The organism is Pseudoxanthomonas broegbernensis (genome assembly GCF_014202435.1).
Lineage (GTDB): Bacteria > Pseudomonadota > Gammaproteobacteria > Xanthomonadales > Xanthomonadaceae > Pseudoxanthomonas > Pseudoxanthomonas broegbernensis.
The window spans coordinates 1-21,101 of record NZ_JACHGU010000010.1; the positions used below are offsets into that span (position 1 = coordinate 1).

The following is a 21,101-nucleotide window of genomic DNA, read 5'->3' on the forward strand; positions in this document are numbered from 1 at the left end:
TGGACGAAGCGCGCGGCCGCGCGCATCGGCCCGACGGTATGCGAGGAACTGGGCCCGATGCCAATCTTGAACAGGTCGAACGTGCTGACGGCCATGAGTCTGCCTCCGCCGCTCAGCCGCGCCGGCCCGGCAGCATCCGCCGCAGGGTCGCGTCGCGCGCGATCCAGTGGTGGTGCAGCGCGGCGAGCACGTGCACGGCGACCAGGGCCGCCAGGGTCCAGAACAGCCACAGGTGCGCGGTGTCCGCCGGCTTGCGCCAGGCCGGGTTCCTGTCCGCCAGCGGCGGCAGGTCGACCAGGCCGAACCAGGGCAGCGGCTGGCCGGCGACCGAGTTGAGCAGCCAGCCCGACAGCGGCACCGCCAGCAGCAGGGCGTACATCAGCCCATGCGCCAGGCGCGCCACGCGCAACTGCCAGGCCGGCCCGGGCAGCGCGGCCGGCGCGCGGACGAGCGCGCGCGCCAGCAGGCGCAGCAGGGCCACGCCCAGCACGGCGATGCCCAGCGACTTGTGCAGCCCGTAGCACAGCTTGCGCAGCTCGCTGCCGCGCGGCATGTCCACCATCAGCAGGCCGAGCGTCGCCACCGACAGCAACAGCAGCACGCCCAGCCAGTGCAGCAGTTGCACCGGCAGGGCCCAGCGCGCGGGAGCGGCGGCGGCCACGGCGTGGCTCATGGCGTTCCGGCCACCGGGCGGCGGGTGGTCCCGAACGCGATCAGCGCCAGCGCCAGCGCCGCGCAGAACATGATGTAGTACGCCGGCACCAGCTTGCTGCCGGTCAGGCCGACCAGCGAGGTCATGGTCAGCGGCGCCAGCCCGCCGAACAGCAGCACGCCGAAGTTGTAGGAGATGGCCATGCCGGTGGAGCGCACGCCGGTGGGGAACAGCCCGGCCATCATTCCCGGGGTCGGCCCCCAGATCAGGCTGATGACGATGGCGATGCTGATCTGCGCGGTGAGCAGGCGCGGCAGGTCCGGCGCGGCCACCACCCAGGCGAACAGCGGGTAGGACATCAGCCCGAACACGACCGCGCCGGTGCACAGCACCCGGCGCGCGCCGAAGCGGTCGGCCAGCCAGCCGGCCGCCGGGCACAGCAAGAACAGGATCGCGCCGCAGATGAACGAGCCCAGCAGCGCGTCGGAGAACGGCAGGCCCAACTGCTGCACCACGAACAGCGGCATGTAGATGAACCACAGGTAGTTGGACACCGTGCCCACCACGCACACGCCCAGCCCGGCCACCAGCGCGCCGTAGTGGCGGGTCAGCAGTTGCTTGAAGGTGAGCTGCTCGCCCTGCCTGGCCTTCACGAACGAGGGCGACTCCTGCACCTTGCGGCGGATGTAGAAGCCCACCGGCGCGATCAGCACGCCGAGCAGGAACGGGATGCGCCAGCCCCAGCTTTCCAGGTCCGATGGCGCCAGCAGCGCGCTCAGGCCGAAGCCGAACAGCGCCGCCACCGAGATCGCCAGCGCCTGCGAGCACATCTGCAGGCTGCCGAACAGCATCTTCCTCCCCGGCGGCGCGTACTCCACCAGCATGGCGGTGGCGCTGGCGAACTCGCCGCCCACCGACAGGCCCTGCAGCACCCGGGCCAGGACGATCAGGATCGGCGCGGCGATGCCGATGGCCACGTACGGCGGGGTGGCGCCGATCAGCAGCGTGGACACGCCCATCATCAGGATCATCAGGGTCAAGGCCGGCTTGCGCCCCACCCGGTCGGCGTACAGGCCCAGCAGCACGCCGCCGAACGGGCGCACCAGGTAGGAGATGGCGAAGGTGGCCGTGGCCAGGAGGGTGGCCACGAACACGTCGTCGGCGGGGAAGAACGCCTTGGCGATCAGCCCGGTGAAGAAGCCGTAGATCAGGAAGTCGAACCACTCGAAGGCGTTGCCGATCACCGAGGAGGCGACCGCGCGGCGCATCGCCGCCTTGTCTATATGGACGTGTTCGGATGCTGCGGACATGCGGGTCTCCGGTGCTGCGGACGAGGGCGCGGACGGCACGACGTGGGGGAGGTGCGTATCAGCCGGTGGACGCGGGGGGCGATTTGGGCTCGCCGGCGGTGAACCACTGCGCCGGCGGGATCTCGTGGACCAGCACGCGCACCGCCGAGGCCGGCACCCCCAGGTGGGCGGTGGCCGCCTCGGTGACCGCGCGGGCGAAGGCCTGTTTCTGCTCGGGGCTGCGGCCGGCCAGGATGTGGGCGTGCACGATCGGCATGGCTATTCCTCGACGTGGAAGCCGCAGCGGCCCAGCGCCTCGGCCTCCAGCGACACGTGGGTGCCGGCGATGAGCGCGCTGGCGGCGGTGGCGCCGCCGGCCAGGACGATGTCGCCCGGCTCCAGGCGCTCGCCGGCCTCGGCGACCACCCGCGCGGCGGCCACCAGCGAGCGCAGCGGATGGCCCAGGATCGCGGCGGTGGACCCGAACGCCTGCGGCCGGCCGTCGAAGCTCATCACCAGGCCCAGGTTGTCCAGGTCGGTGGCCGGGCTGCGCCAGGGGCCGACCACGAAGCCGGACGAGGAGCTGTTGTCGGCGACCACGTCGGTCAGCGAGAAGCGGAAGTCGCGGTAGCGCGAGTCGATGATCTCCAGCGCCGGCGCCACCGCCTCGACCGCGGCCAGCGCCTGCGGCGCGGTGACCCGGCCGGCCAGCGGCCGTGCGATCAGGAACGCCACTTCCGGCTCCACCCGCGGATGCACGTAGTCGCGCAGGCGGATGGCGGCGCCGTCCTCGACCAGCATGGCCGAGGTCAGCCGGCCCCAGATCATGTCGGAGACGCCCATCTGCACCATCTTGGCGCGGCTGGTGAAGCCCATCTTGATGCCGATGCGGCGCTCGCCGCGGGCCAGGCGCCGCTCGATGCTCAGCTTCTGGATGGCGTAGGCCTGCTCCAGGCTGATCGCCTGCTCCAGTTGCGGGGTGGCGGTGGCGCCGTGGGCGGCGGCGTCCAGGCGCTGCGCCAGGGCGTTCAGGTCCACGGTATTCATGCGGCGGCCTCCTTGGTGTCGCGCTTGCGCGCCAGCAGGTCCAGCGCGACGTCGACGATCATGTCCTCCTGGCCGCCGACCATGCGCCGCCGCCCCAGCTCGATCAGGATCGAGCGCGCGTCCAGGCCGTAGTCGGCCGCGGCCTTCTCGGCGTGGCGCAGGAAGCTGGAGTACACGCCGGCGTAGCCCAGGCTCAGGGTCTCGCGGTCGACGCGGACCGGGCGGTCCTGCAGCGGCCGCACCAGGTCCTCGGCCGCGTCCATCAGCGCGAACACGTCGCAGCCGTGGTTCCAGCCCATGCGCTGCGCCGCGGCGACGAACACCTCCAGCGGGGCGTTGCCGGCGCCGGCGCCCATGCCGGCCAGCGAGGCGTCCACGCGGGCGACGCCGTTCTCCACCGCGACGATGGAGTTGGCCACGCCCAGCGACAGGTTGTGGTGGGCATGGATGCCGATCTGCGTTTCCGGCTTCAGCGCGTCGCGCAGGGCGCGCACGCGCTCGCGCGCGCCGTCCATGGTCAGGGCGCCGCCGGAGTCGGTCACGTACACGCAGTACGCGCCGTAGTCCTCCATCTTCCTGGCCTGCTCGGCCAGCTCGGCCGGGGCGATCATGTGGCTCATCATCAGGAAGCCGGCCACGTCGATGTCCAGCCGCCGGGCTTCCTCGATGTGCTGCCTGGCCACGTCGGCCTCGGTGCAGTGGGTGGCCACGCGCACCGAGCGCACGCCCACGGTCACCGCCGCGCGCAGTTCGTGCACGGTGCCGATGCCCGGCAGCAGCAGGGTGGTCAGCCGGGCCTGCTGCACGCTCTCGGCCACCGCCTCGATCCACTCCAGGTCGCTGTGGCGGCCGAAGCCGTAGTTGAAGCTGGAACCGGCCAGGCCGTCGCCGTGGGCGACCTCGATGGCGGCCACGCCGGCGCGGTCCAGCGCCGAAGCGATGGCGCGCACGTGGTCCAGCCCGTACTGGTGGCGGATGGCGTGCATGCCGTCGCGCAGGGTCACGTCCTGGATGTACAGACGGTCGGTCTTCGGATCGATGGCGGCCATCACGCCACCTCCTTCTGCAGCGACAGTTCGGCCATGCGCTCGGCCGCGGCCAGCGCCGCCGAGGTCATGATGTCGAGGTTGCCGGCGTAGGCCGGCAGGTAGTGGCCGGCGCCCTCGACCTCGAGGAACACCGAGACCTTCAGCCCCGGCGCGGCGCCGTGCTGGCGCAGGATCGCCGCGCAGGCGGCCGCGTCCAGCGCCTCGAACTGCACGTCCTGCTTGAGCCGGTAGCCGGGCACGTAGCCGGCCACGGTGGCGACCATGGCCTGGATCGAGGCGCGGATGGCGTCCGGGTCGCCGCCCTGGGTCAGGCAGTAGACCGTGTCGCGCATGATCAGCGGCGGCTCGGCCGGGTTGAGCACGATGATCGCCTTGCCGCGGGCGGCGCCGCCGACCGACTCGATCGCGCGCGAGGTGGTCTCGGTGAACTCGTCGATGTTGGCGCGCGTGCCCGGGCCGGCCGACTTGCTGGCGATGGAGGCCACGATCTCGGCGTAGCGCACCGGCGCCGCGCGCGCCACCGCGGCCACGATGGGGATGGTGGCCTGGCCGCCGCAGGTGACCATGTTCACGTTGGCCGCGTGCAGGTGCTCGTCCAGGTTCACCGCCGGCACCGTGTACGGGCCGATCGCGGCGGGGGTCAGGTCGATGGCGCGCTTGCCGTCGGCCTTCAGCAGCTCGGCGTGCTTCGCGTGCGCGCCGGCGGACGTGGCGTCGAACACGATCTCGATGTCGGCGTACCCGGGCATCGCCCGCAGTCCGTCGATGCCCTCGTGGGTGGTGGCCACGCCGAGCCGGCGCGCGCGCGCCAGCCCGTCCGATTCCGGATCCACGCCGACCATCGCCGCCATCTCCAGGTGGCGGCCGTGGCGCAGCAGCTTGATCATCAGGTCGGTGCCGATGTTGCCCGAGCCGATCACGGCGACCTTGCACTTGCCCATGTCTGTCACTCCCCGGAGAAGACGGCCGCGACCCGGCCCAGGCCGGAGATGCGTGCCTCGAAGACGTCGCCCGGCCGCACCGCGGCCATCGGGCCGAGCGCGCCGGACAGGACCGTGTCGCCCGCGCGCAGCGGGCGGCCGGTGCGCGCGGCGGTGCGGGCCAGCCACACCACCGCGTTGAGCGGGTTGCCCAGGCAGGCCGCGCCGCAGCCCAGCGAGACCGGCTCGCCGGCCTTCTCCAGGCTCATGCCGCACAGGCGCAGGTCGAACGCGTCGACCTTCCTCGGGCTGCCGCCGAGCACGTACAGGCCGGAGGAGGCGTTGTCGGCGATGGTGTCGAGGATGCTGATCTTCCAGTCGCGCACGCGGCTGTCGACGATCTCGATGGCCGGCAGCGCGTAGCCGATGGCATTGAGCACGTGGGCCAGGGTCGGCCGCTCCGCGTCCAGGTCGCGCTCGAGCACGAAGGCGATCTCGGCCTCGACCTTGGGCTGGATCAGGCGCGACAGCGGCATTTCCTCGCCGTCGCCGTAGGCCATGTCGTCGAACAGCATGCCGTAGTCGGGCTGGTCCACGCCCAGTTGCTTCTGCACCGCCACCGAGGTCAGGCCGACCTTGCGCCCGACCAGGCGGCGGCCGCCGGCCAGCGCCTCCTCGGTGAGCAGGTGCTGGACCGTGTAGGCGGCGTCGATGCCGTCGGTTTCGATCAGCGGCTTGACCGGGTCGCAGGCGGTTGCCGTGCGCGCGGCCTGCCCCAGCAGGCGCGCGGCCTCGCGGACCGGGCCGGACGCGGCCAGTACGTCAAAGCTTGATGCAGACATTGCGCAGCTCCGTGTAGAACTCCAGCCCGTGGACGCCGCCCTCGCGGCCGATGCCCGACTGCTTGGCGCCGCCGAAGGCGGTGCGCAGGTCGCGCAGGAACCAACTGTTGACCCAGGCGATGCCGACCTCGATGGCCGCGGCCACGCGGTGGGCGCGGGCCAGGTCGCGGGTCCAGATGGAGGTGGCCAGGCCGTAGGGGCTGTCGTTGGCGGCGGCCACCGCCTCGTCCTCGCGGTCGAACGGGGCGATGTGGCAGCACGGGCCGAAGATCTCCTCGCTCAGCACCGTCGAATCGGCCGGCAGCCCGGTCCAGATGGTCGGCTGCACCCACCAGCCGCCGGACAGCGGCGCCGGCAGCTCCGGCACGTCGCCGCCGGTGACCACGGTGGCGCCGTCGGCGCGGGCGCGGGCGTAGTAGCCCAGCACCTTGTCGCGGTGCTCGCGGCTGATCAGCGGGCCGAAGTCGGTGCCCTCGGCGTTCGGGTCGCCCGGGCGCAGCGCCTCGGCGGCGGTCTTGAGCCGCTGCACGAACGCGTCGAAAACCGGCCGTTCCACGTAGATGCGCTCGGTGCCCAGGCACACCTGGCCGGCGTTGAGGAAGGCGGCGCGGGCGATGCCGGCCACCGCCGCGTCCAGGTCGCAGTCGGCGAACACCACCGCCGCGTTCTTGCCGCCCAGCTCGAAGGACACCGGGCGCACGCCCGCTGCGGCGGCCTTCATGATCGCCGTGCCGGTGCGGGTCTCGCCGGTGAAGGTGATGGCGTTCACCCCGGGGTGCTCGGCCAGGTACTGGCCGGCGCTGTCCGGGCCGAAGCCGTGGACCACGTTGAACACGCCCGGCGGCACCCCGGCCGCGTTCATCACCTCGGCCAGCAGGGTGGTGGTGCTGGGCGTCTCCTCCGAGGGCTTGACCACCACGGTGTTGCCGAAGGCCAGGGCCGGCGCCACCTTCCAGGTCATCAGCAGCAGCGGCAGGTTCCACGGGCAGATCACCGCGATCACCCCGCGCGGGGTGCGCAGGCCGTAGTTCAGGGCCACGCCGCCGTCGGAGGTGGGCGAGCGGAACGCCTCGGTGGCCGAGTTGGAGATCTGGTCGGCGAACAGGTCGAAGTTGGCCGCGCCGCGCGGGATGTCCAGGTGGCTGGCCAGGCCGGCCGGCTTGCCGGTATCGCGGATCTCGGCGGCCAGGAACTCGTCGAAGCGGGCGCGGATGCCGTCGGCCAGCCGGCGCAGGATGTCCGCGCGCTGGGCGTCGGTGAACGCGCCCCAGGGCCCGCGCAGCGCGGCGCGCGCGGCGTTCACCGCCTGGTCCACGATGCCGGCGTCGGCCTCGTGGACGTGGCCGACCACCTGCCCGGTGGCGGGATCGACGTTGGCAAACGTCGGCCGGCTGGATGCGACCGGCCGGCCACCGATGTAGTGGGTCAGGACGGGGAGCGGGGCTTCCTGGAGTTGCGCTGCGGGATTGTTCATGGGCTGGCCGTAGTGGAGTCCGTTCGGATTTACGAAATTCCCGGGGGACGGCGCGATGCCGTAGGCGGCTGTCCGCGAGGAATCTAAGGTAAAAAGTCGAAATTCGTCAATTCAACGAGCCGGATCATGCACCATTTCGCGCCCGTTGTCGCGTAAATATCGAAATTATGTTTGACAATGCCAGGCGCCTCTGGTCTGATCGATGCTGTCAAGTCCTTCCCCGAACCGGAGCTGCGTTCCCCCATGGCCGTCGTCCCCGCCCCCCTGCTCGCCCTCGCCCCCCGCATGACCGAATGGCGGCACCGCATCCATGCCTGGCCCGAGCTGGGCTTCGAGGAGGAGCGCACCGCGGCGCTGGTGGCGCAGGTGCTGGGCGGGCTGGGCCTGGAAGTGCACGCCGGGCTGGGCGGCACCGGCGTGGTGGCGGTGATCGACAGCGGCAAGCCGGGCCTGTCCATCGGCCTGCGCGCGGACATGGACGCGCTGCCGATGGACGAGCACAACGACCTGCCGTACCGCTCGCAGCGTCCGGGCGTGGCCCATACCTGCGGCCACGACGGCCACACCTCGGCGCTGCTGGGCACGGCCGAGTACCTGGTCGCGCATCCGCCGGCCAGCGGCCGGGTGGTGCTGATCTTCCAGCCGGCCGAGGAAGGCGGGCGCGGCGCGATCAAGATGGTCGAGGACGGCCTGTTCGAGCGCTGGCCCTGCGACGAGGTCTACGCCTTCCACAACATGCCGCTGCTCGGCACCGGCCGGGCCAGCGTGCGCACCGGCGCCACCCTGCAGTCGCTGGCGGTGTTCGAGATCGGGATCGAGGGCGTGGGCGGCCACGCCGCCGCCCCGCACAAGGCCACCGACCCGCTGCAGGTGGCCGCGCGCCTGGCGGTGGACATCGGTGCGATCGTCGGACGCCACATCGACCCGATGGAGGCGGCGCTGATCAACGTCGGCAAGCTGCAGGCCGGCACCACCCACAACATCATCCCCTCCACCGCCTCGCTCAGCGGCACCATCCGCGCGCTGTCCAAGGACGTGCACGAGGAGATGCTCGGCCGCCTGCACGCGCTGTGCGAGGGCCACGCGCGGATCTCCGGCTGCACGATCGACCTGCAGATCCCGCATTCGTGCCCGCCGTGCGTCAACGCGCCCGAGCAGGCCGCCCTGGCCGCGCAGGCGCTGGGCGACGTGCTGGGCGCGGAGAACGTGGAGACCGACCGCCGCGCCTATCCGTTCTCCGACGACTTCTCCTACATGCTGGAGCAGTGGCCGGGCGCCTACCTGTTCCTGGGCATGGACAGCGCCATGTGCCACCACCCGACCTTCCGCTTCGACGACCACCTGCTGCCGGTGGCCGCCAGCGTGTTCGCCCGCATCGTGCAGCGCCGGCTGGGGTGAGGCCCGGCGCCCTGCGGCGCGCGGCAGCACCGAGGCCCCACGAGCCCACCGATCGAAGAGGCCCTTCATGAGCAAGCTGATCGAACAACTGCGCTACGTCCACCTCGGCAGCCGCGACCCGGAAGCCGCCGCCCGCTTCGCCGAGGACCGCCTGGGCCTGCGCGTCGTCTCCCGCGAGGACGGGCAGTGGCTGTTGCGCGGCGACGGCCGCGCCTACTGCCTGGCCTTTTCCGCCTCGCGCACCCAGGCCGTGGGCCTGCAGGTGCGCGACGAGCAGGCGCTGGACCTGGCCGCCGAGCGCCTGGCCGCGCACGGCATCGCCGCGCGCCGCGACGATGCCCTGGCCGCGCGCCGCCTGGCCAAGGCGCTGCTGGCCTTCACCCTGCCCGGCGGGGTGGAGGTGGAACTGGTGGCGCGGCCGCTGGACCAGGGCTGGCGCTTCTTCCCCAGCCGCGAGATCGGGCAGCAGGGGCTGGCCGACGTGGCCCTGCGCTCGACCCGGGTGGCCGAGGACGAGGCGGTGCTGGTCGACGCCCTGGGCCTGCGCGTGAGCGACTGGGTGGGCGACGCGGCCTACCTGGCGCTGGACGCGGCCCACCACCGCCTGTCGCTGCACCCGTCCCCCGCCACCGGCGTGCTGGCGGTGGAATTCCAGCTCGATTGCCTGGACCAGATGATGCAGGCCTGGTACCGCCTGCGCGACGCCGGGCAGGCGCCGGCGCACGGCCCGGGCCGCCGCCCGACCTCCGGCCAGGCCTTCCTTGCTTTCGACGGCCCGGATGCGACGTACTTCGGCTTCGTCGCCGAAGGCCGGGTGCCGGCCGAGGGCGAGCGCCCGCGCCAGTTCGCCCCGGACGCGGCCTCGTACTGCACCTGGGGCAGCGAATGCCGCATCGCCGAGTACGGCGCGCAGGCGCCCGTGCGCGGCCGCCCGCACCTGCGCGAGGTGGGCGCATGATCGAGCTGCGCGACATCACCTACGTGCGCCTGGGCACCCGCGACCTGGAGGGCGCCACCCGCTACGCCACCCAGATCCTCGGCCTGGAGGTGGCCGAGCGCAGCGGCCAGGCGGTGTACTTCCGCTCCGACGCGCGCGAGCACACCCTGTGCTACTTCGACGGCGACCCGGCCGACCACGTGGCCGCGTTCGAGGTGGCCAGCCGCGCCGAGCTGGACGCGGCGGCGGCCGAGCTGGAGCGCATCGGCCACCCGGTGCACGCCGGCACCCGCGCCGAGTGCGAGCAGCGCAAGGTGCGCGACTTCATCGCCTTCCACGACCCCACCGGCAACCGCATCGAGCTGGTGTGGCGGCCGCAGATGAGCGGCAGGCGCTTCCACGGCACCCGCGACGCCGGCATCACCGGCTTCAGCCACATCGGCCTGTGCACCACCGACGCCGCGCGCGACGAGGCGTTCTGGACCCGGGTGTGCAACGCCCGGGTGAGCGACCACATCGGCGAGGCGCCGCTGCTGCGCATCGGCAAGGTGCACCACACGCTGGCCCTGTTCCCGACCGACCGCAAGGGCATCCAGCACGTCAACCACCAGATGGCCAGCACCGACGACATCCAGCGCGCGTACAACTTCATCCGCGAGCGCAACGTGCCGGTGGTGTTCGGGCCGGGCAAGCACCCCACTTCCTCGGCGCGCTTCCTGTACTTCGAAGGGCCCGACGGCATGGTCTACGAGTATTCCTCGGGCGTGTGCGAGATCGACGACGAGGCCGCCTGGCGCAACCGCCAGTTCGAGGCCGCCCCGCGCGGCTTCTGCGAGTGGGGCGCCACGCCGGACATCAAGGAATTCAAGGCGTGAGCACGGACCTGGAGGCGCTGGCCCGCACCGTGCGGGTGGCCGCGCGCGCGCTGGGCCGGGCCGGGCTGGTGCACGCCTACGGGCATTGCAGCGCGCGGATCGACGCGGCTTCCTTCCTGGTCGCCCCCTCGCGCCCGCTGGGCCTGGTGCAGCCGGGCCAGGCGTGCAGCGTGGTGCCGCTGGACGGCCCGCTGCCCGAGGGCGTGCTGCCGGAAGTGCGCATCCACCGCGAGATCTACCGCCGCCGGCCCGACGTGGGCGGCGTGGCCCGCGTGCAGGCGCCCAAGACCATGAGCCTGAGCGTGCTCGGCCTGACCCCGGTGGCGCGGCACGGCTTCGGCGCGTACTTCCACCCGCGCCCGCCGTTGTGGGACGAGCCGCTGCTGCTGCGCTCGGACCCGCAGGCGCGGCAACTGGCCGAGCAATTGGGCCAGGCGCGCGCCATCGTGATGCGCGGCAACGGCGCGGTGACCGCGGGCGAATCGCTGCAGGCGGCGGTGGTCCTGGCCTGGTACCTGGAGGACGCCGCGCGGGTGGAACTGGACTGCCTGGCCGCCGGCCCGCACACCCTGCCGACCTGTTTCACCGACGAGCAATCGGCGGTACGCGCCACCTGGAACGGGCGCCTGCTCGAACGCATGTGGGACTACCTCACCGCGGGCGATCCGGAGACCAGCGGCTGAGGCTGGACCTGAATTTCCCTCCACTCCTTCCACGGGAACCGAAATGAAGAAGCTGTTGACCCTGTCGCTGCTGGCGACCCTGGGCCTGGCCGGCCACGCCAGCGCCTCCGACACCTGTGCCTCGGCCGACGACGCCAAGGTGGTGCAGCACTACTACGCCAAGGTGCGCCCGGGCGCGCCGCCGCCGCCGGTGGGCCGCCTGTTCCGCATCCCGGAAGCCACCGTGGTCAGCGCGCTGGCGGCCGACCAGGCCTACGGCATCCGCTCCAACCGCTTGTTCTTCGAGCAGGTGTGGAAGTCCATCGACGCATGGGGCAAGGACACCCGGATCGGCCTGGTGTTCACCTCCGGCGGCATGCACGCCTGGAACTTCCCCGGCACCGTGCCGCAGACCCAGGCCAGCTCCTCGCAGATCTGGTACGACATGTACGCCGACGACGGTGCCGGCGTGCACGGCCACATCACCCCGCAGGAGGTGGACCAGATCTGGGCGCTGCAACTGCCGACCACCGACCCGGGCAAGTTCACCCGCATCCTGTCCTTCTACGGCAAGGACGGGCACCTGATCGTGGGCCTGTACGTGTCCGAGGGCGTGAAGGACTTCGACCCGCGCGCGGTGGCCGGCTTCGAGAAGACCCGCGAGCTGCTCAAGACCCAGCCGCGGATCTGCAGCCGCGACTGAGCGTGGCGGCGCCGGCGTCCAAGGCCGGCGCCGTCTCAGTCCCGGTGGTAGCGGTGCGGCACGAACGGGGTACGGGCCACGCGCAGCGGTACTGGCCGGCCACGCACCAGGGCCTGCACCGGCGCATCGACCTTGGCCAGGGCCGCGTCCAGGTAGCCCATCGCCACCGGCGCGCCCAGGGTGGGCGCGAAGCCGCCGCTGCTGATGCGCCCGACCGCCTGTCCGTCCGCATCCACCAGCCCGGCACCCTCGCGCACCGGCATCCGGTCCTCGACGAGGAAGCCGACGCGCCTGCGGGCCACGCCCTCGTCCTGCTGCGCCTGGAGGCGGGCGGCACCCGGATAGCCGCCGGGACGCGCACCGCCGATGCGACGGCTGCGCGAGATCGCCCAGCCCAGCCCGGCCTCGATCGCCGTGGTGCGGGCGTCCATGTCGTGGCCGTACAGGCACAGGCCGGCTTCCAGGCGCAGCGAATCGCGCGCGCCCAGGCCCACCGGCCGGACCTCCGGCTGCGTCAGCAGGGCACGGGCCAGGGGCCCGGCAGCCGCCGCCGGGACCGATATCTCGTAGCCGTCCTCGCCGGTATAGCCGGAGCGGCTGACCTGGCACGGGTTGCCAAGCAGATCGGCCCGGGTCCACTGCATGAAGGCCATCGTCGCCAGCGACGGTGCCAGCCGTGCCAGCACGGTGGCCGCGGACGGCCCCTGCAGCGCCAGCAGGGCGCGCTCCTGGAACAGCGGCTCGATCCTGCAGCGGTCACCGATACGCTGCCTCAGGTGGGCCAGGTCGGCGTGCTTGCGGGCGGCGTTGACCACCAGCAGCAGGGACCGGCCGGTGTTGGCCACCATCAGGTCGTCGAGGATGCCGCCATCGTCGCCGGTGAACAGCCCGTAGCGCTGCCGGCCCGGTGCCAGGCCGACGATGTCCGCCGGCACGAGCGTCTCCAGCGCGCGGGCGGCATCGGGCCCGTGCAGGAGGATCTGGCCCATGTGGGAGACATCGAACAGGCCGGCGGCGCTGCGGGTGTGCAGGTGCTCCTTGAGCACGCCGGCGGGATAGTGGACCGGCATTTCGTAGCCGGCAAAGGACACCATGCGCGCGCCCCGTTCCAGGTGCAGGTCGTACAGGGGCGTGCGTCGGAGGGAGGGGTCGCTCACGGCGGTTCTCCGGGAATGGGCAGGGGGATGTCGCGCGGTCAGGCGCCGAGGCCCTGGAGCATCCGCGCGTAGGCGGCCGCGTCCAGCAGGGACGCCCACGGTCCGGCGTCGTCGGCGCGGATGCGGAAGCACCAGCCCTCGCCCAGCGCGTCCTCGTTGAGCAGGCCGGGCCGCCCGTCCAGGGCCGCGTTGACCTCCACCACCTCGCCGTCCAGCGGCATGAGGACGTTGCCGGCGGCCTTCACCGACTCCACCACCGCCACCTCCGCCCCATGCGCGTAGCGGCCGGGCCCGGGCAACTGCACGTAGACCACGTCGCCCAATGCCTGCGCCGCATACGGGGTGATGCCGACGGTCAGCAGGCCGTCGTCTTCCAGGCGGAGCCATTCGTGTTCGCGGGTGTAGTGCAGTTCGCTCATCGGTGTGTCCGTTCCGGGATAGCGGGGGCGTGGTACGAAGGAACTCAGGCCGCGGCGCCGGCCGGCCCTTCGCGCGGCGCGGCCAGATGGGCGAGCATGTCCCCGACCATGGCGTCCAGGTCGTAGCGCGGTGCCCAGCCCCAGTCGGCCCGGGCCTGCGAATCGTCCAGCGAGCGCGGCCAGGTGCGCGCGATCGCCTGGCGGAAGTCCGGCGCGTAGTCGATCCGGAAGCCGGGCACGCGCTCGGCGATGGCCGCGGCGATCTGCGCGGGCGTGAAGCTGATCCCGGCCAGGTTGTAGCTGCCGCGCTCGGCGATCGCCTCGGCCGGAGCTTCCATCAGCTCGATCGTGGCCCGCAGCGCATCGGGCATGTACATCATCGGCAGCGCCTGGTCCGCTTCCAGGAAGCAGGTGTAGTGCCGGTCGCGCAGCGCGGCGTGGAAGACCTCCACCGCGTAGTCGGTGGTGCCCCCGCCGGGCGGGGTCTTCCAACTGACCAGCCCCGGGTAGCGCAGGCTGCGCACGTCCACGCCGTGGTTGGCGTGGTACCAGCGGCACCAGCCCTCGCCGGCCAGCTTGGAGATGCCATAGACGGTGCCGGGCTCCATCACCGTCCGCTGCGGGGTCCGGTCCTGCGGCGTGGACGGGCCGAAGGCGGCGATCGAGCTGGGCCAGAACACCCGCTCTAGGGCATGCGTCCGCGCGACCTCGAGCACGTTGAGCAGTCCGGCCATGTTGAGGTTCCAGGCCCACATCGGCTTCGTCTCGCCGGTGGCCGACAGCGCGGCGGCCAGTTGGTAGATGCGGGTGATGCGGTGGCGCTCGACGATCCGGCGCAGCGCCTGCGCATCGGTGACGTCCAGGACCTCGTGGACCCGCCCAGGCCCCCGGCCCCGCGGGGCCAGGTCGCTGGTGATCACGGCGTCGGCGCCGTGGCGCCGCGCCAGGGCGTCGGCCAGCTCGGTGCCGATCTGGCCGTTGGCGCCGGTGATGAGGATGCGGGTCATGGCAGCAGCCCCAGTTCGTGGCCGGCCCGCACGAACGCATCCACCGCCGCCTGCAGGTGGTGGATGTCGTGGGCCGCGCTCATCTGCACGCGGATGCGGGCCTGGCCCCGGGGCACGACCGGATGGAAGAAGCCCACGGCGTACACGCCCAGTTCCAGCAGGCGCGCCGAGAGCGACTGGGCCAGTCCGGCCTCCTGGACCAGGATCGGCACGATCGGATGTTCGCCCGGGCGGATATCGAAGCCGGCCTCGGCGATGGCCCGGCGGAACCAGCGGGTGTTGCGCTCCAGCCGGTCGCGCAGCCCGGTCGAGGCCTCCAGCAGGTCCAGCGCGGCGATCGAGCCGGCGACGATGGAGGGGGCGACGGTATTGGAGAACAGGTAGGGGCGCGAGCGCTGGCGCAGCAGTTCGATGACCTCGCGGCGGCCACTGGTGAAGCCGCCGGAGGCGCCGCCCAGCGCCTTGCCGAGGGTGCCGGTGATGATGTCGACCTGGCCGAACAGGCCGCCGTGCTCGTGGGTGCCGCGGCCACGGGCGCCGAGCACGCCGGTGGCATGGCACTCGTCGATGCCCAGCAGCGCGCCGTAGGCATCGCACAGGGCGCGCATCCGCTCCAGGCGGGCGACGGTGCCGTCCATGGAGAACACGCCATCGGTGAACACCAGGCCGAAGCGCGCGCCGTCGGCGCGGGCCCGGGCCAGGCAGCGCTCCAGGTCCTCCATGTCGTCGTGCCGGTAGCGGTAGCGGCGCGCCTTGCACAGGCGGATGCCGTCGATGATCGAGGCGTGGTTGAGCTCGTCGCTGATGACCGCGTCCTGCTCGGCCAGCAGCGGTTCGAACAGGCCCGCGTTGGCGTCGAACGCGGCGGCGTAGAGGATCGTGTCCTCGGTCCCCAGGAATGCCGACAGGCGCGCTTCCAACTGCTTGTGCAGGTCCTGGGTGCCGCAGATGAAGCGGACCGAGCCCATGCCGTAGCCGTGGGTGCGCAGCGCCGAGGCGGCCGCCTCGACCACGGCCGGGTGGTTGGCCAGGCCCAGGTAGTTGTTGGCGCACAGGTTGATCACCTCGCGCCCGTCCGCCAGCCGCACGGTGGCGTCCTGGGTGCCGACGATGATCCGCTCGGACTTGTACAGCCCGGCGTCGTGGATGCCCTGCAGTTGTTCCTGGAGGTGCTGGAAGAAGGCTGCGCTCATGGTGGTCCGGCCGGGGGGATCTGTGGCAGGCTTGCCGTGCGTCACATCGAATTGTGTTCGATATATCGAACTAAGGTCCAGTATCGTGAATAAGATCGCAGCGGTCAACAGCCCGGCCGGCGAACCGCCGTGCGTCGGCGCCACCCTGCAGTCCCTGCGGCGGGCCCGGGGCCTGTCCCTGGACGAGCTTTCGCGCAGGGCCGGGGTGTCCAAGTCGATGCTTTCCCAGATCGAGCGCAACCAGACCAACCCCACGGTCGCGGTGGTATGGAGGCTGGCCAATGCGCTGGGCGTGTCCATCGGCGAGCTGCTGGACGGCGGACGCCCCGCCGAGCCGTCGCTCAGCGTGCTGCCGGCCCACGCCACTCCCACCCTCAGGAGCCCGGACGGGCGCTGCGAGCTGCGCATCCTCGGCCCGATCGATCTGGCCGGGCAGTACGAGTGGTACGAGCTGCACGTCCAGCCGGGCGGCGTCCTGGAGTCGCAGCCGCACGAGCCGGGAGCGCGCGAGCACCTGACCGTGCTGTCGGGCAGCCTGGAGGTGGAATCCGGCGGGGAGCGCGCGCGCGCGCGGCAGGGCGAGACCGTGCGCTATGCGGTGGACGTGCCCCACGCGATCCGCAACGGCGCCAAGTCGCACGCCACGGCCATGCTGGTGGTCGCCTACGGGCGGGGCTGAGCGCTACGCTCAGTAGCCGTGCCGCGCCTGGCGCGGGGTGACGCCGAACAGGCGCTTGAACGCGGTGGCGAAGTTGGCCGCGCTGGTGTACCCGGCGATCGCCGCGGCCCGCTCCACGTCGACCCTGTCCCGGCTCAGGGCGGCATGCGCCAGGTGCAGCCGACGCTGGCGCTGGTATTCGAAGATCGTGGTGCCGGCATGGCCGCGGAAGGCGCGCTGCAGGCTGGTCGGATTGCTGCCCACGTGGCGGGCGATGCGCTGCAGCGACCAGTCGTCGGCCACGCGGCTGTCGAGCAGCTCGACCAGGCGATCCATCCGCTGGCGCTCGCGCGGGTTCTGGCGTGGCGGCGGCCGGGTGCCGGCGATCATCCCCAAGGCCTCGACCACGATCTCCAGGCAGTGGGACTGCATCCACAGCGCCTGCAGGGCGGGCACCATCGGGGGAGGAGCGAGGATCCGCTCGGCGGCGGCGAGCACCCGGGGCGAGGGGATCCACTCGTGTTCGGACAGGTGCTGGCGCTTGAAACGCTCCAGCCCCCGGTACTCCTCCAGGCAGTCGAAACCCCCGGCCTCCAGCCACTCCCGCTTGAGGGTGATGGAGACCTTCCTTTCCTCGCGGCCGTTCCGCCATTGGCGATGGAACATGTCCGGCTCGGCCAGCGACACCAGCGCGCCGCGGTTGCGCGCGCCGGGCCGGGCCTGCGGTCCCAGGTGGTAGCGCCGGGTGCCGAAGGAGAACTGCGAGGCGCCGCCCACCAGCATGCTGAGCTTGATCCCCGGGTGCTGCATGACCTGGGTGTCCAGGTCCTTCAGGTCGCGCACCTGGGCGCAATGCAGCACCAGCCCGGGCTGCAACTCCTTCAGGAAGAACATGTGCCCTTCCAGCAGCGGCTCGGCATCGTCCAGGCGCTTGCTGAAGCGGAAGACGTCGCCGACCAGGTCGATGCCATGGGCCAGGTCGGCGTAAGTGAACACCCTGGGCGCGGCGGCCGCCCCGGATTGATGTTCCAGCAAAGATTTTTCTGTCGCCGGCACAGTTTTCATGGAGGGCAACCTGGAATACTGGAATTTCGAAATTCGGGTCTTCAATAGCGAGGGCCCGGGGCCAAGTCAAGGTCGATCGTGGGCCGGGAGGCCGTGCCGTTCAATGGCCGGCCGTCTCGACCCTTCCAGTCACCAGTTTCGGATGCATGAGGGGACAGTGCGGATGAGCAAGGCTTCGACGGGAATCAAGGGGCGCGGCATGGCGGTCACATGGCTCGCGTTGGCCATCTCCGGCGCGTTGCAGGCGCAGGAAGTGGACGGGGCGCAGCCCCGGACCCTGGACACGGTGGTGGTGACCGGCACCAACATCCGGGGCGCCAAGCCGGTGGGCAATACGGTTCTGACCATCGAGTCCGAACAATTGCGCGCCTCGGGCCGGGCCACCCTGGGCGACTTCCTGCGCGAACTGCCGGCCAACTTCGCCGGCGGCGTGGCCACGTCCGACAACATCCAGGGCGCGCAGGACGCCAGCTCGGCCGGCAGCAACCTGACCGGCGGCCAGGGCGTGAACCTGCGCGGCCTGGGCGCGCTGTCGACCCTGGTGCTGGTCAATGGCCGCCGGGTGGCCGCCTCCGGCCAGTTCGGCGACTTCGTGGACCTGTCCAACATTCCGCTGGCGGCGATCTCGCACATGGAGGTGCTGCTGGACGGCGCCTCGGCCGTGTACGGCTCCGACGCGGTGGGCGGCGTGGTCAATGTCATCCTCAAGCGTTCCGGCGACGGCACCGCCGATACCGTCCTCAAGGTCGGCACCACCACCCAGGGCGGCGGCGAGCAGGTACAACTGAGCCAGACCTGGGGCACGTCCTGGCAAGGCGGCGGCCTGTTCCTGGGCGTGGAGCATCATCAACAGAACCGGGTGCGCTCCTCCGACCGGAAGATCTTCAACGGCGGCGACTTCACCGACCGCGGCGGCTCCAACTGGCAGCGGGCCAACAACCGGGTCTCGCCGACGGCCAACATCTTCGCCGGCGGCGCCGCCGGCAACGGGACGGTCCGCTGGACCGTGCCCGGCGGCAACGGGGTGGGCCTGACGACGAACGACCTGGTCCCGGTGGCCGATGGCGTGGGCAACACCTTCGACCCGTGGAGCAACCTCGACATCCTGCCCGAGTCCAGGCGCCACAGCCTGTTCGCCTCCTTCGAGCAGTCCCTGGGCGATTCGGCCCGGCTGTTCGGCGACCTGCGCTACACCCGCCGCGAGAACGACTACAACACCGGCTACCTGATGCTGTACGGCAACGTGCCGTCCACCAGTGCGTTCCACATCCCCGGATCGACCAACAACTTCGGCGTGGTCGTCGACGACCTCGGGTTCAAGCGCATCGGCAAGGTGGACAGCCTGGGGCTGGACCTGGGCGTGTCCTTCGACCTTCCCCGCGACTGGCGAGGGGAGGCGGCCGTCACCTACAGCCGCGAGGACCAGAGCCGCGACGGCCATGCCCAGCGCAACCTCAACTACTACGACTTCATCCCCGGGGCGGGCGCGCCGGCGCAGGCGCCCAGCGCCACCGCCTGCGCCTTGATGGGCCTCACCCCCGAGAGCGTGGCCGCCCTGCCCGGCGGAGGCACCCCCGCGCAGCGGTACTGCGCCGCGCTGGGCTACACGGCATTCAACCCGTACTCCACCGAGCCGCTTCCGCGCGAGGTGGTGGACCAGTTGATCGGCTACGAGAACGTGGACTTCGATTCCTGGCTGGTGCAGGCCAGCGCCAAGGCCGACGGCACCGTGGCCGAGCTGCCCGGCGGCGCCCTGCGGCTGGCGCTGGGCGTGGACTGGCGCCGCGAGTTCATGAGCGGCCATCTGGATTTCAACACCCGCGGCACCCGCGATACCCACGTGCCCTACGGAGCGACCGCGCGCAACGTGCTGGCCACCTACGCCGAAGCGGCCATCCCCGTGGTAGGCAAGGGCAACGCCCTGCCGTGGCTGCGCGAACTGGAGCTTTCCCTGGCCGCGCGGCACGAGCGCTACACCGGCCTGGGCGAATACGAGACCACCAACCCCAAGCTGGGCATCCACCTCAAGCCGACCGACGCCCTGACCCTGCGCGGCAGTTGGGGCACCTCGTTCCATGCCCCGCCGATGCGCTTCATGTACACCGGTGCGCAGCCGGTGGGCGGCGGCAACGCGGCCAGCGTGCAGACGGTGGCCCGCATGGCCCCCTGCGACACCGCCCGGGTGCCGCTCAACGGGATCGTCGGCACGCCCGGCGGCGGCGGCAACTGCTCGTTCACCGCCTTGGTGGTGTCCGGCGGCGCCGGTCCGGAACTGCGTCCGGAGGAGTCCAGGACCTGGACCCTGGGCTTCGACTACTCGCCGGCCTGGGCGCCGGGCCTGAAGGTGGGGGCCGGCTACTTCAGGCTCAGCGTCGAGGATCGCATCGTCCGCATCCAGGGCGGCACCCTGCCGGGCATCCTGGACGAATACTTCGCCACCGGCACCACGCCGTACATGGGCAGCCTGCGGCCCAACCCGGACCTGGCCGAGGTCCAGGGCCTGTTCGACGACCCGCGCTTCATCGGGCAGGTCGGCGTCGGACCGCAGCAGGCGCCTTCGGACGTGGCCATGATCATCTACGCCACGCAGAGCAACCTGGCCACGCTGCGCATGGACGGCGTGGACTTCTCGGTCGGCTACGGCTTCGACCTGGCCGACGGCAGCGTGCTGGACCTGTTCGGCCGCGGCACCTCGCTGCGCTCGTACGAGGTCAAGGGCTCGCCGGCCGACGACTACGTCGACCAGCTCGGCAGCTACAGCTCGCTGGGCAATCCGGTGAAGCTGCGCAGCCAGCAGGGCGTGCGCTGGAGCAAGGGTGAATTCTCCGCGGCCCTGACCGCCCACTACGTGGACGACTACGAATGCCGGGTGGGCTGCTACGTGGCCGGCGCGAACGGGATGCCGGTGCTGGCCGCCGCGCCGGTGAAGATCGGTTCCTGGACCACGTTCGACCTGAACATGGATTACGACCTGTCCCGCTTCGGCGGCATGTTCGACGGCCTGCGCATGGGCTTGGCCGCCACCAACCTGGCGGACAAGGCCCCGCCATTCGTCAACGGCGGAACCGCCGCCTCCGACGCCATCCCGGACCCGTACGACGCGGCCAATGCCACGGTGATCGGCCGCACCGTGAACCTGACCCTGAGCAAGCGGTGGTGAGCCGGGGCATCGCCCGTTCCACCCGCGCCCCGTGCCGGCGGGCGGGCGGGCACCGGGGAGCGGCCGCCGCCGCGCTGCTGGTGGCGACGCTCCTGCTCCCGGCCCCGCGCCTGTCGGCGGAAGCCGCGCCGCCGCGGGTGCCCGATGCCTGGGAATACGTGGCCATGTCGCCCGAGCAGCGCCATGAACTGCGCGAACGCGTGCGCCTGCTGCCGCAGGCGCCGCGCCGCGCGTTCGATCGCGCGTTGATGGAGCAGGTCCGGAGCCTGCCGGACTGGCTGTACGAGGCGCTCAGCAACGAGCGCGTCGCGGTCGATTGCGCGGCCGGGCGGATGGGCCAGGAAGCGTTGCCGCCGCCGCCGGAACTGAGCGCGCGCCAGTACCTGGAGCGGGTGCCCCACCAGCGCTACCACTTCCGCCTGCGCGCCCGCGCGCTGCCGCCCCAGGAACGCCAGGGATACGAGGCCCGCCTGGCGGCCGAGCTCTCGACGCTGGCGCCATGGCTGCAGCGGGCGCTGGCCGAGGAGGCCGCGCGCGAGGACGCGCGCTACGGCCCGGTTCTGTGCCCGGCAGCGCCTTGAGACTCCCTGTTCC

General features: G+C 71.9%; 22 protein-coding genes. 8 read left to right on the forward strand and 14 right to left on the reverse strand.

Annotation, left to right across the window (positions count from 1 at the left end):
- The 9 genes from HNR76_RS13875 to HNR76_RS13915 form a co-directional block, all read right to left on the reverse strand.
- On the reverse strand, positions 1-95 hold a 95-nt coding region (locus tag HNR76_RS13875), incomplete at its 3' end, for a serine dehydratase beta chain (RefSeq protein WP_183982109.1).
- A 17-nt stretch (positions 96-112) separates the two neighbouring features.
- A complete protein-coding gene (locus tag HNR76_RS13880; protein WP_162312016.1) occupies positions 113-673 on the reverse strand; it encodes a cytochrome b in 561 nt (186 codons plus the stop codon).
- Positions 670-1,962 carry an MFS transporter gene (locus HNR76_RS13885; protein WP_162312015.1) on the reverse strand — a complete coding sequence of 431 codons (1,293 nt, stop codon included), beginning with the start codon at positions 1,960-1,962 and terminating at the stop codon, positions 670-672. The genes HNR76_RS13880 and HNR76_RS13885 overlap by 4 nt, the downstream gene beginning before the upstream one ends.
- 58 nt (positions 1,963-2,020) lie before the next feature.
- A complete protein-coding gene (locus tag HNR76_RS13890) occupies positions 2,021-2,218 on the reverse strand; it encodes a tautomerase family protein (protein ID WP_162312014.1) in 198 nt (65 codons plus the stop codon).
- Between the two features lie 2 nt (positions 2,219-2,220).
- Positions 2,221-2,988: a 2-keto-4-pentenoate hydratase gene (locus tag HNR76_RS13895; protein WP_162312013.1), complete on the reverse strand. Its 768-nt coding sequence runs from the start codon at positions 2,986-2,988 to the stop codon at positions 2,221-2,223.
- Positions 2,985-4,037, reverse strand: coding sequence for a 4-hydroxy-2-oxovalerate aldolase (gene dmpG, locus HNR76_RS13900; protein ID WP_162312012.1), 1,053 nt, complete (start codon positions 4,035-4,037; stop codon positions 2,985-2,987). Before dmpG ends, HNR76_RS13895 begins: the two co-directional genes overlap by 4 nt.
- Positions 4,037-4,978, reverse strand: coding sequence for an acetaldehyde dehydrogenase (acetylating) (locus tag HNR76_RS13905; protein WP_162312011.1), 942 nt, complete (start codon positions 4,976-4,978; stop codon positions 4,037-4,039). The genes dmpG and HNR76_RS13905 overlap by 1 nt, the downstream gene beginning before the upstream one ends.
- A gap of 5 nt (positions 4,979-4,983) precedes the next feature.
- Positions 4,984-5,799 (reverse strand): 2-keto-4-pentenoate hydratase, encoded by an 816-nt coding sequence (locus HNR76_RS13910; RefSeq protein ID WP_162312010.1) that lies wholly within the window; start codon positions 5,797-5,799, stop codon positions 4,984-4,986.
- Entirely contained in the window at positions 5,780-7,273 is a 1,494-nt protein-coding gene (locus HNR76_RS13915) for a 2-hydroxymuconic semialdehyde dehydrogenase (protein WP_162312009.1), read from the reverse strand. Before HNR76_RS13915 ends, HNR76_RS13910 begins: the two co-directional genes overlap by 20 nt.
- Before the next feature lie 243 nt (positions 7,274-7,516).
- On the opposite strand from HNR76_RS13915, the gene HNR76_RS13920 reads away from it, so the two are divergent.
- From HNR76_RS13920 to HNR76_RS13940, 5 genes are all read left to right on the forward strand, one after another.
- A complete protein-coding gene (locus HNR76_RS13920; protein ID WP_162312008.1) occupies positions 7,517-8,671 on the forward strand; it encodes an amidohydrolase in 1,155 nt (384 codons plus the stop codon).
- A 67-nt stretch (positions 8,672-8,738) separates the two neighbouring features.
- Complete coding sequence (locus HNR76_RS13925; RefSeq protein ID WP_162312007.1) at positions 8,739-9,629, forward strand: VOC family protein; 891 nt, start codon at positions 8,739-8,741, stop codon at positions 9,627-9,629.
- Positions 9,626-10,483 carry a VOC family protein gene (locus HNR76_RS13930; RefSeq protein ID WP_162312006.1) on the forward strand — a complete coding sequence of 286 codons (858 nt, stop codon included), beginning with the start codon at positions 9,626-9,628 and terminating at the stop codon, positions 10,481-10,483. The genes HNR76_RS13925 and HNR76_RS13930 overlap by 4 nt, the downstream gene beginning before the upstream one ends.
- The gene (locus HNR76_RS13935; protein WP_162312005.1) at positions 10,480-11,166 is read left to right on the forward strand and encodes a class II aldolase/adducin family protein; all 687 of its coding nucleotides are present in this window, start codon (positions 10,480-10,482) and stop codon (positions 11,164-11,166) included. The genes HNR76_RS13930 and HNR76_RS13935 overlap by 4 nt, the downstream gene beginning before the upstream one ends.
- Positions 11,167-11,209: 43 nt before the next feature.
- A complete protein-coding gene (locus HNR76_RS13940) occupies positions 11,210-11,848 on the forward strand; it encodes a ChuX/HutX family heme-like substrate-binding protein (RefSeq protein WP_162312004.1) in 639 nt (212 codons plus the stop codon).
- A 35-nt stretch (positions 11,849-11,883) separates the two neighbouring features.
- On the opposite strand, the gene gcvT is transcribed toward HNR76_RS13940, so the two are convergent.
- Genes gcvT through kbl form a run of 4 tightly spaced genes read right to left on the reverse strand, consistent with a single transcriptional unit; the run spans position 11,884 to position 15,624 of the window.
- Positions 11,884-13,005, reverse strand: a complete 1,122-nt coding sequence (gene gcvT, locus HNR76_RS13945) for a glycine cleavage system aminomethyltransferase GcvT (RefSeq protein ID WP_162312003.1) — start codon at positions 13,003-13,005, stop codon at positions 11,884-11,886.
- A 38-nt stretch (positions 13,006-13,043) separates the two neighbouring features.
- Positions 13,044-13,424: a glycine cleavage system protein GcvH gene (gene gcvH / locus HNR76_RS13950; RefSeq protein ID WP_162312002.1), complete on the reverse strand. Its 381-nt coding sequence runs from the start codon at positions 13,422-13,424 to the stop codon at positions 13,044-13,046.
- Between the two features lie 44 nt (positions 13,425-13,468).
- Complete coding sequence (locus HNR76_RS13955) at positions 13,469-14,431, reverse strand: NAD-dependent epimerase/dehydratase family protein (RefSeq protein WP_162312001.1); 963 nt, start codon at positions 14,429-14,431, stop codon at positions 13,469-13,471.
- Entirely contained in the window at positions 14,428-15,624 is a 1,197-nt protein-coding gene (gene kbl, locus HNR76_RS13960; protein ID WP_162312000.1) for a glycine C-acetyltransferase, read from the reverse strand. Before kbl ends, HNR76_RS13955 begins: the two co-directional genes overlap by 4 nt.
- Positions 15,625-15,709: 85 nt before the next feature.
- Between kbl and HNR76_RS13965 the strand changes: the two genes are divergently transcribed.
- Positions 15,710-16,303: a helix-turn-helix domain-containing protein gene (locus HNR76_RS13965; protein WP_211373190.1), complete on the forward strand. Its 594-nt coding sequence runs from the start codon at positions 15,710-15,712 to the stop codon at positions 16,301-16,303.
- A gap of 9 nt (positions 16,304-16,312) precedes the next feature.
- Here HNR76_RS13965 and HNR76_RS15705 read toward each other — a convergent pair whose 3' ends face one another.
- The gene (locus HNR76_RS15705; RefSeq protein ID WP_162311998.1) at positions 16,313-17,278 is read right to left on the reverse strand and encodes a helix-turn-helix transcriptional regulator; all 966 of its coding nucleotides are present in this window, start codon (positions 17,276-17,278) and stop codon (positions 16,313-16,315) included.
- A gap of 232 nt (positions 17,279-17,510) precedes the next feature.
- Here HNR76_RS15705 and HNR76_RS13975 point away from each other — a divergent pair, with 232 nt between their 5' ends.
- A complete protein-coding gene (locus HNR76_RS13975) occupies positions 17,511-20,507 on the forward strand; it encodes a TonB-dependent receptor domain-containing protein (protein ID WP_162311997.1) in 2,997 nt (998 codons plus the stop codon).
- On the forward strand, positions 20,504-21,088 hold the full coding sequence (locus HNR76_RS13980; protein ID WP_162311996.1) for a hypothetical protein: 585 nt from the start codon (positions 20,504-20,506) through the stop codon (positions 21,086-21,088). Before HNR76_RS13975 ends, HNR76_RS13980 begins: the two co-directional genes overlap by 4 nt.
- The last annotated feature ends 13 nt before the right edge of the window (positions 21,089-21,101 follow it).

Excerpts from the sequence above, each read along its gene's own strand:
- HNR76_RS13915 (WP_162312009.1), bottom strand. The coding sequence starts at position 7,273 with ATGAACAATCCCGCAGCGCAACTCCAGGAAGCCCCGCTCCCCGTCCTG.
- HNR76_RS13920 (WP_162312008.1), top strand. The coding sequence starts at position 7,517 with ATGGCCGTCGTCCCCGCCCCCCTGCTCGCCCTCGCCCCCCGCATGACC.
- HNR76_RS13930 (WP_162312006.1), top strand. The coding sequence starts at position 9,626 with ATGATCGAGCTGCGCGACATCACCTACGTGCGCCTGGGCACCCGCGAC.
- HNR76_RS13905 (WP_162312011.1), bottom strand. The coding sequence starts at position 4,978 with ATGGGCAAGTGCAAGGTCGCCGTGATCGGCTCGGGCAACATCGGCACC.
- HNR76_RS13885 (WP_162312015.1), bottom strand. The coding sequence starts at position 1,962 with ATGTCCGCAGCATCCGAACACGTCCATATAGACAAGGCGGCGATGCGC.
- HNR76_RS13880 (WP_162312016.1), bottom strand. The coding sequence starts at position 673 with ATGAGCCACGCCGTGGCCGCCGCCGCTCCCGCGCGCTGGGCCCTGCCG.
- HNR76_RS13975 (WP_162311997.1), top strand. The coding sequence starts at position 17,511 with ATGAGCAAGGCTTCGACGGGAATCAAGGGGCGCGGCATGGCGGTCACA.
- gcvH (WP_162312002.1), bottom strand. The coding sequence starts at position 13,424 with ATGAGCGAACTGCACTACACCCGCGAACACGAATGGCTCCGCCTGGAA.
- HNR76_RS13910 (WP_162312010.1), bottom strand. The coding sequence starts at position 5,799 with ATGTCTGCATCAAGCTTTGACGTACTGGCCGCGTCCGGCCCGGTCCGC.
- HNR76_RS13890 (WP_162312014.1), bottom strand. The coding sequence starts at position 2,218 with ATGCCGATCGTGCACGCCCACATCCTGGCCGGCCGCAGCCCCGAGCAG.
- HNR76_RS13940 (WP_162312004.1), top strand. The coding sequence starts at position 11,210 with ATGAAGAAGCTGTTGACCCTGTCGCTGCTGGCGACCCTGGGCCTGGCC.
- kbl (WP_162312000.1), bottom strand. The coding sequence starts at position 15,624 with ATGAGCGCAGCCTTCTTCCAGCACCTCCAGGAACAACTGCAGGGCATC.
- HNR76_RS13955 (WP_162312001.1), bottom strand. The coding sequence starts at position 14,431 with ATGACCCGCATCCTCATCACCGGCGCCAACGGCCAGATCGGCACCGAG.
- HNR76_RS13925 (WP_162312007.1), top strand. The coding sequence starts at position 8,739 with ATGAGCAAGCTGATCGAACAACTGCGCTACGTCCACCTCGGCAGCCGC.
- HNR76_RS13895 (WP_162312013.1), bottom strand. The coding sequence starts at position 2,988 with ATGAATACCGTGGACCTGAACGCCCTGGCGCAGCGCCTGGACGCCGCC.
- dmpG (WP_162312012.1), bottom strand. The coding sequence starts at position 4,037 with ATGGCCGCCATCGATCCGAAGACCGACCGTCTGTACATCCAGGACGTG.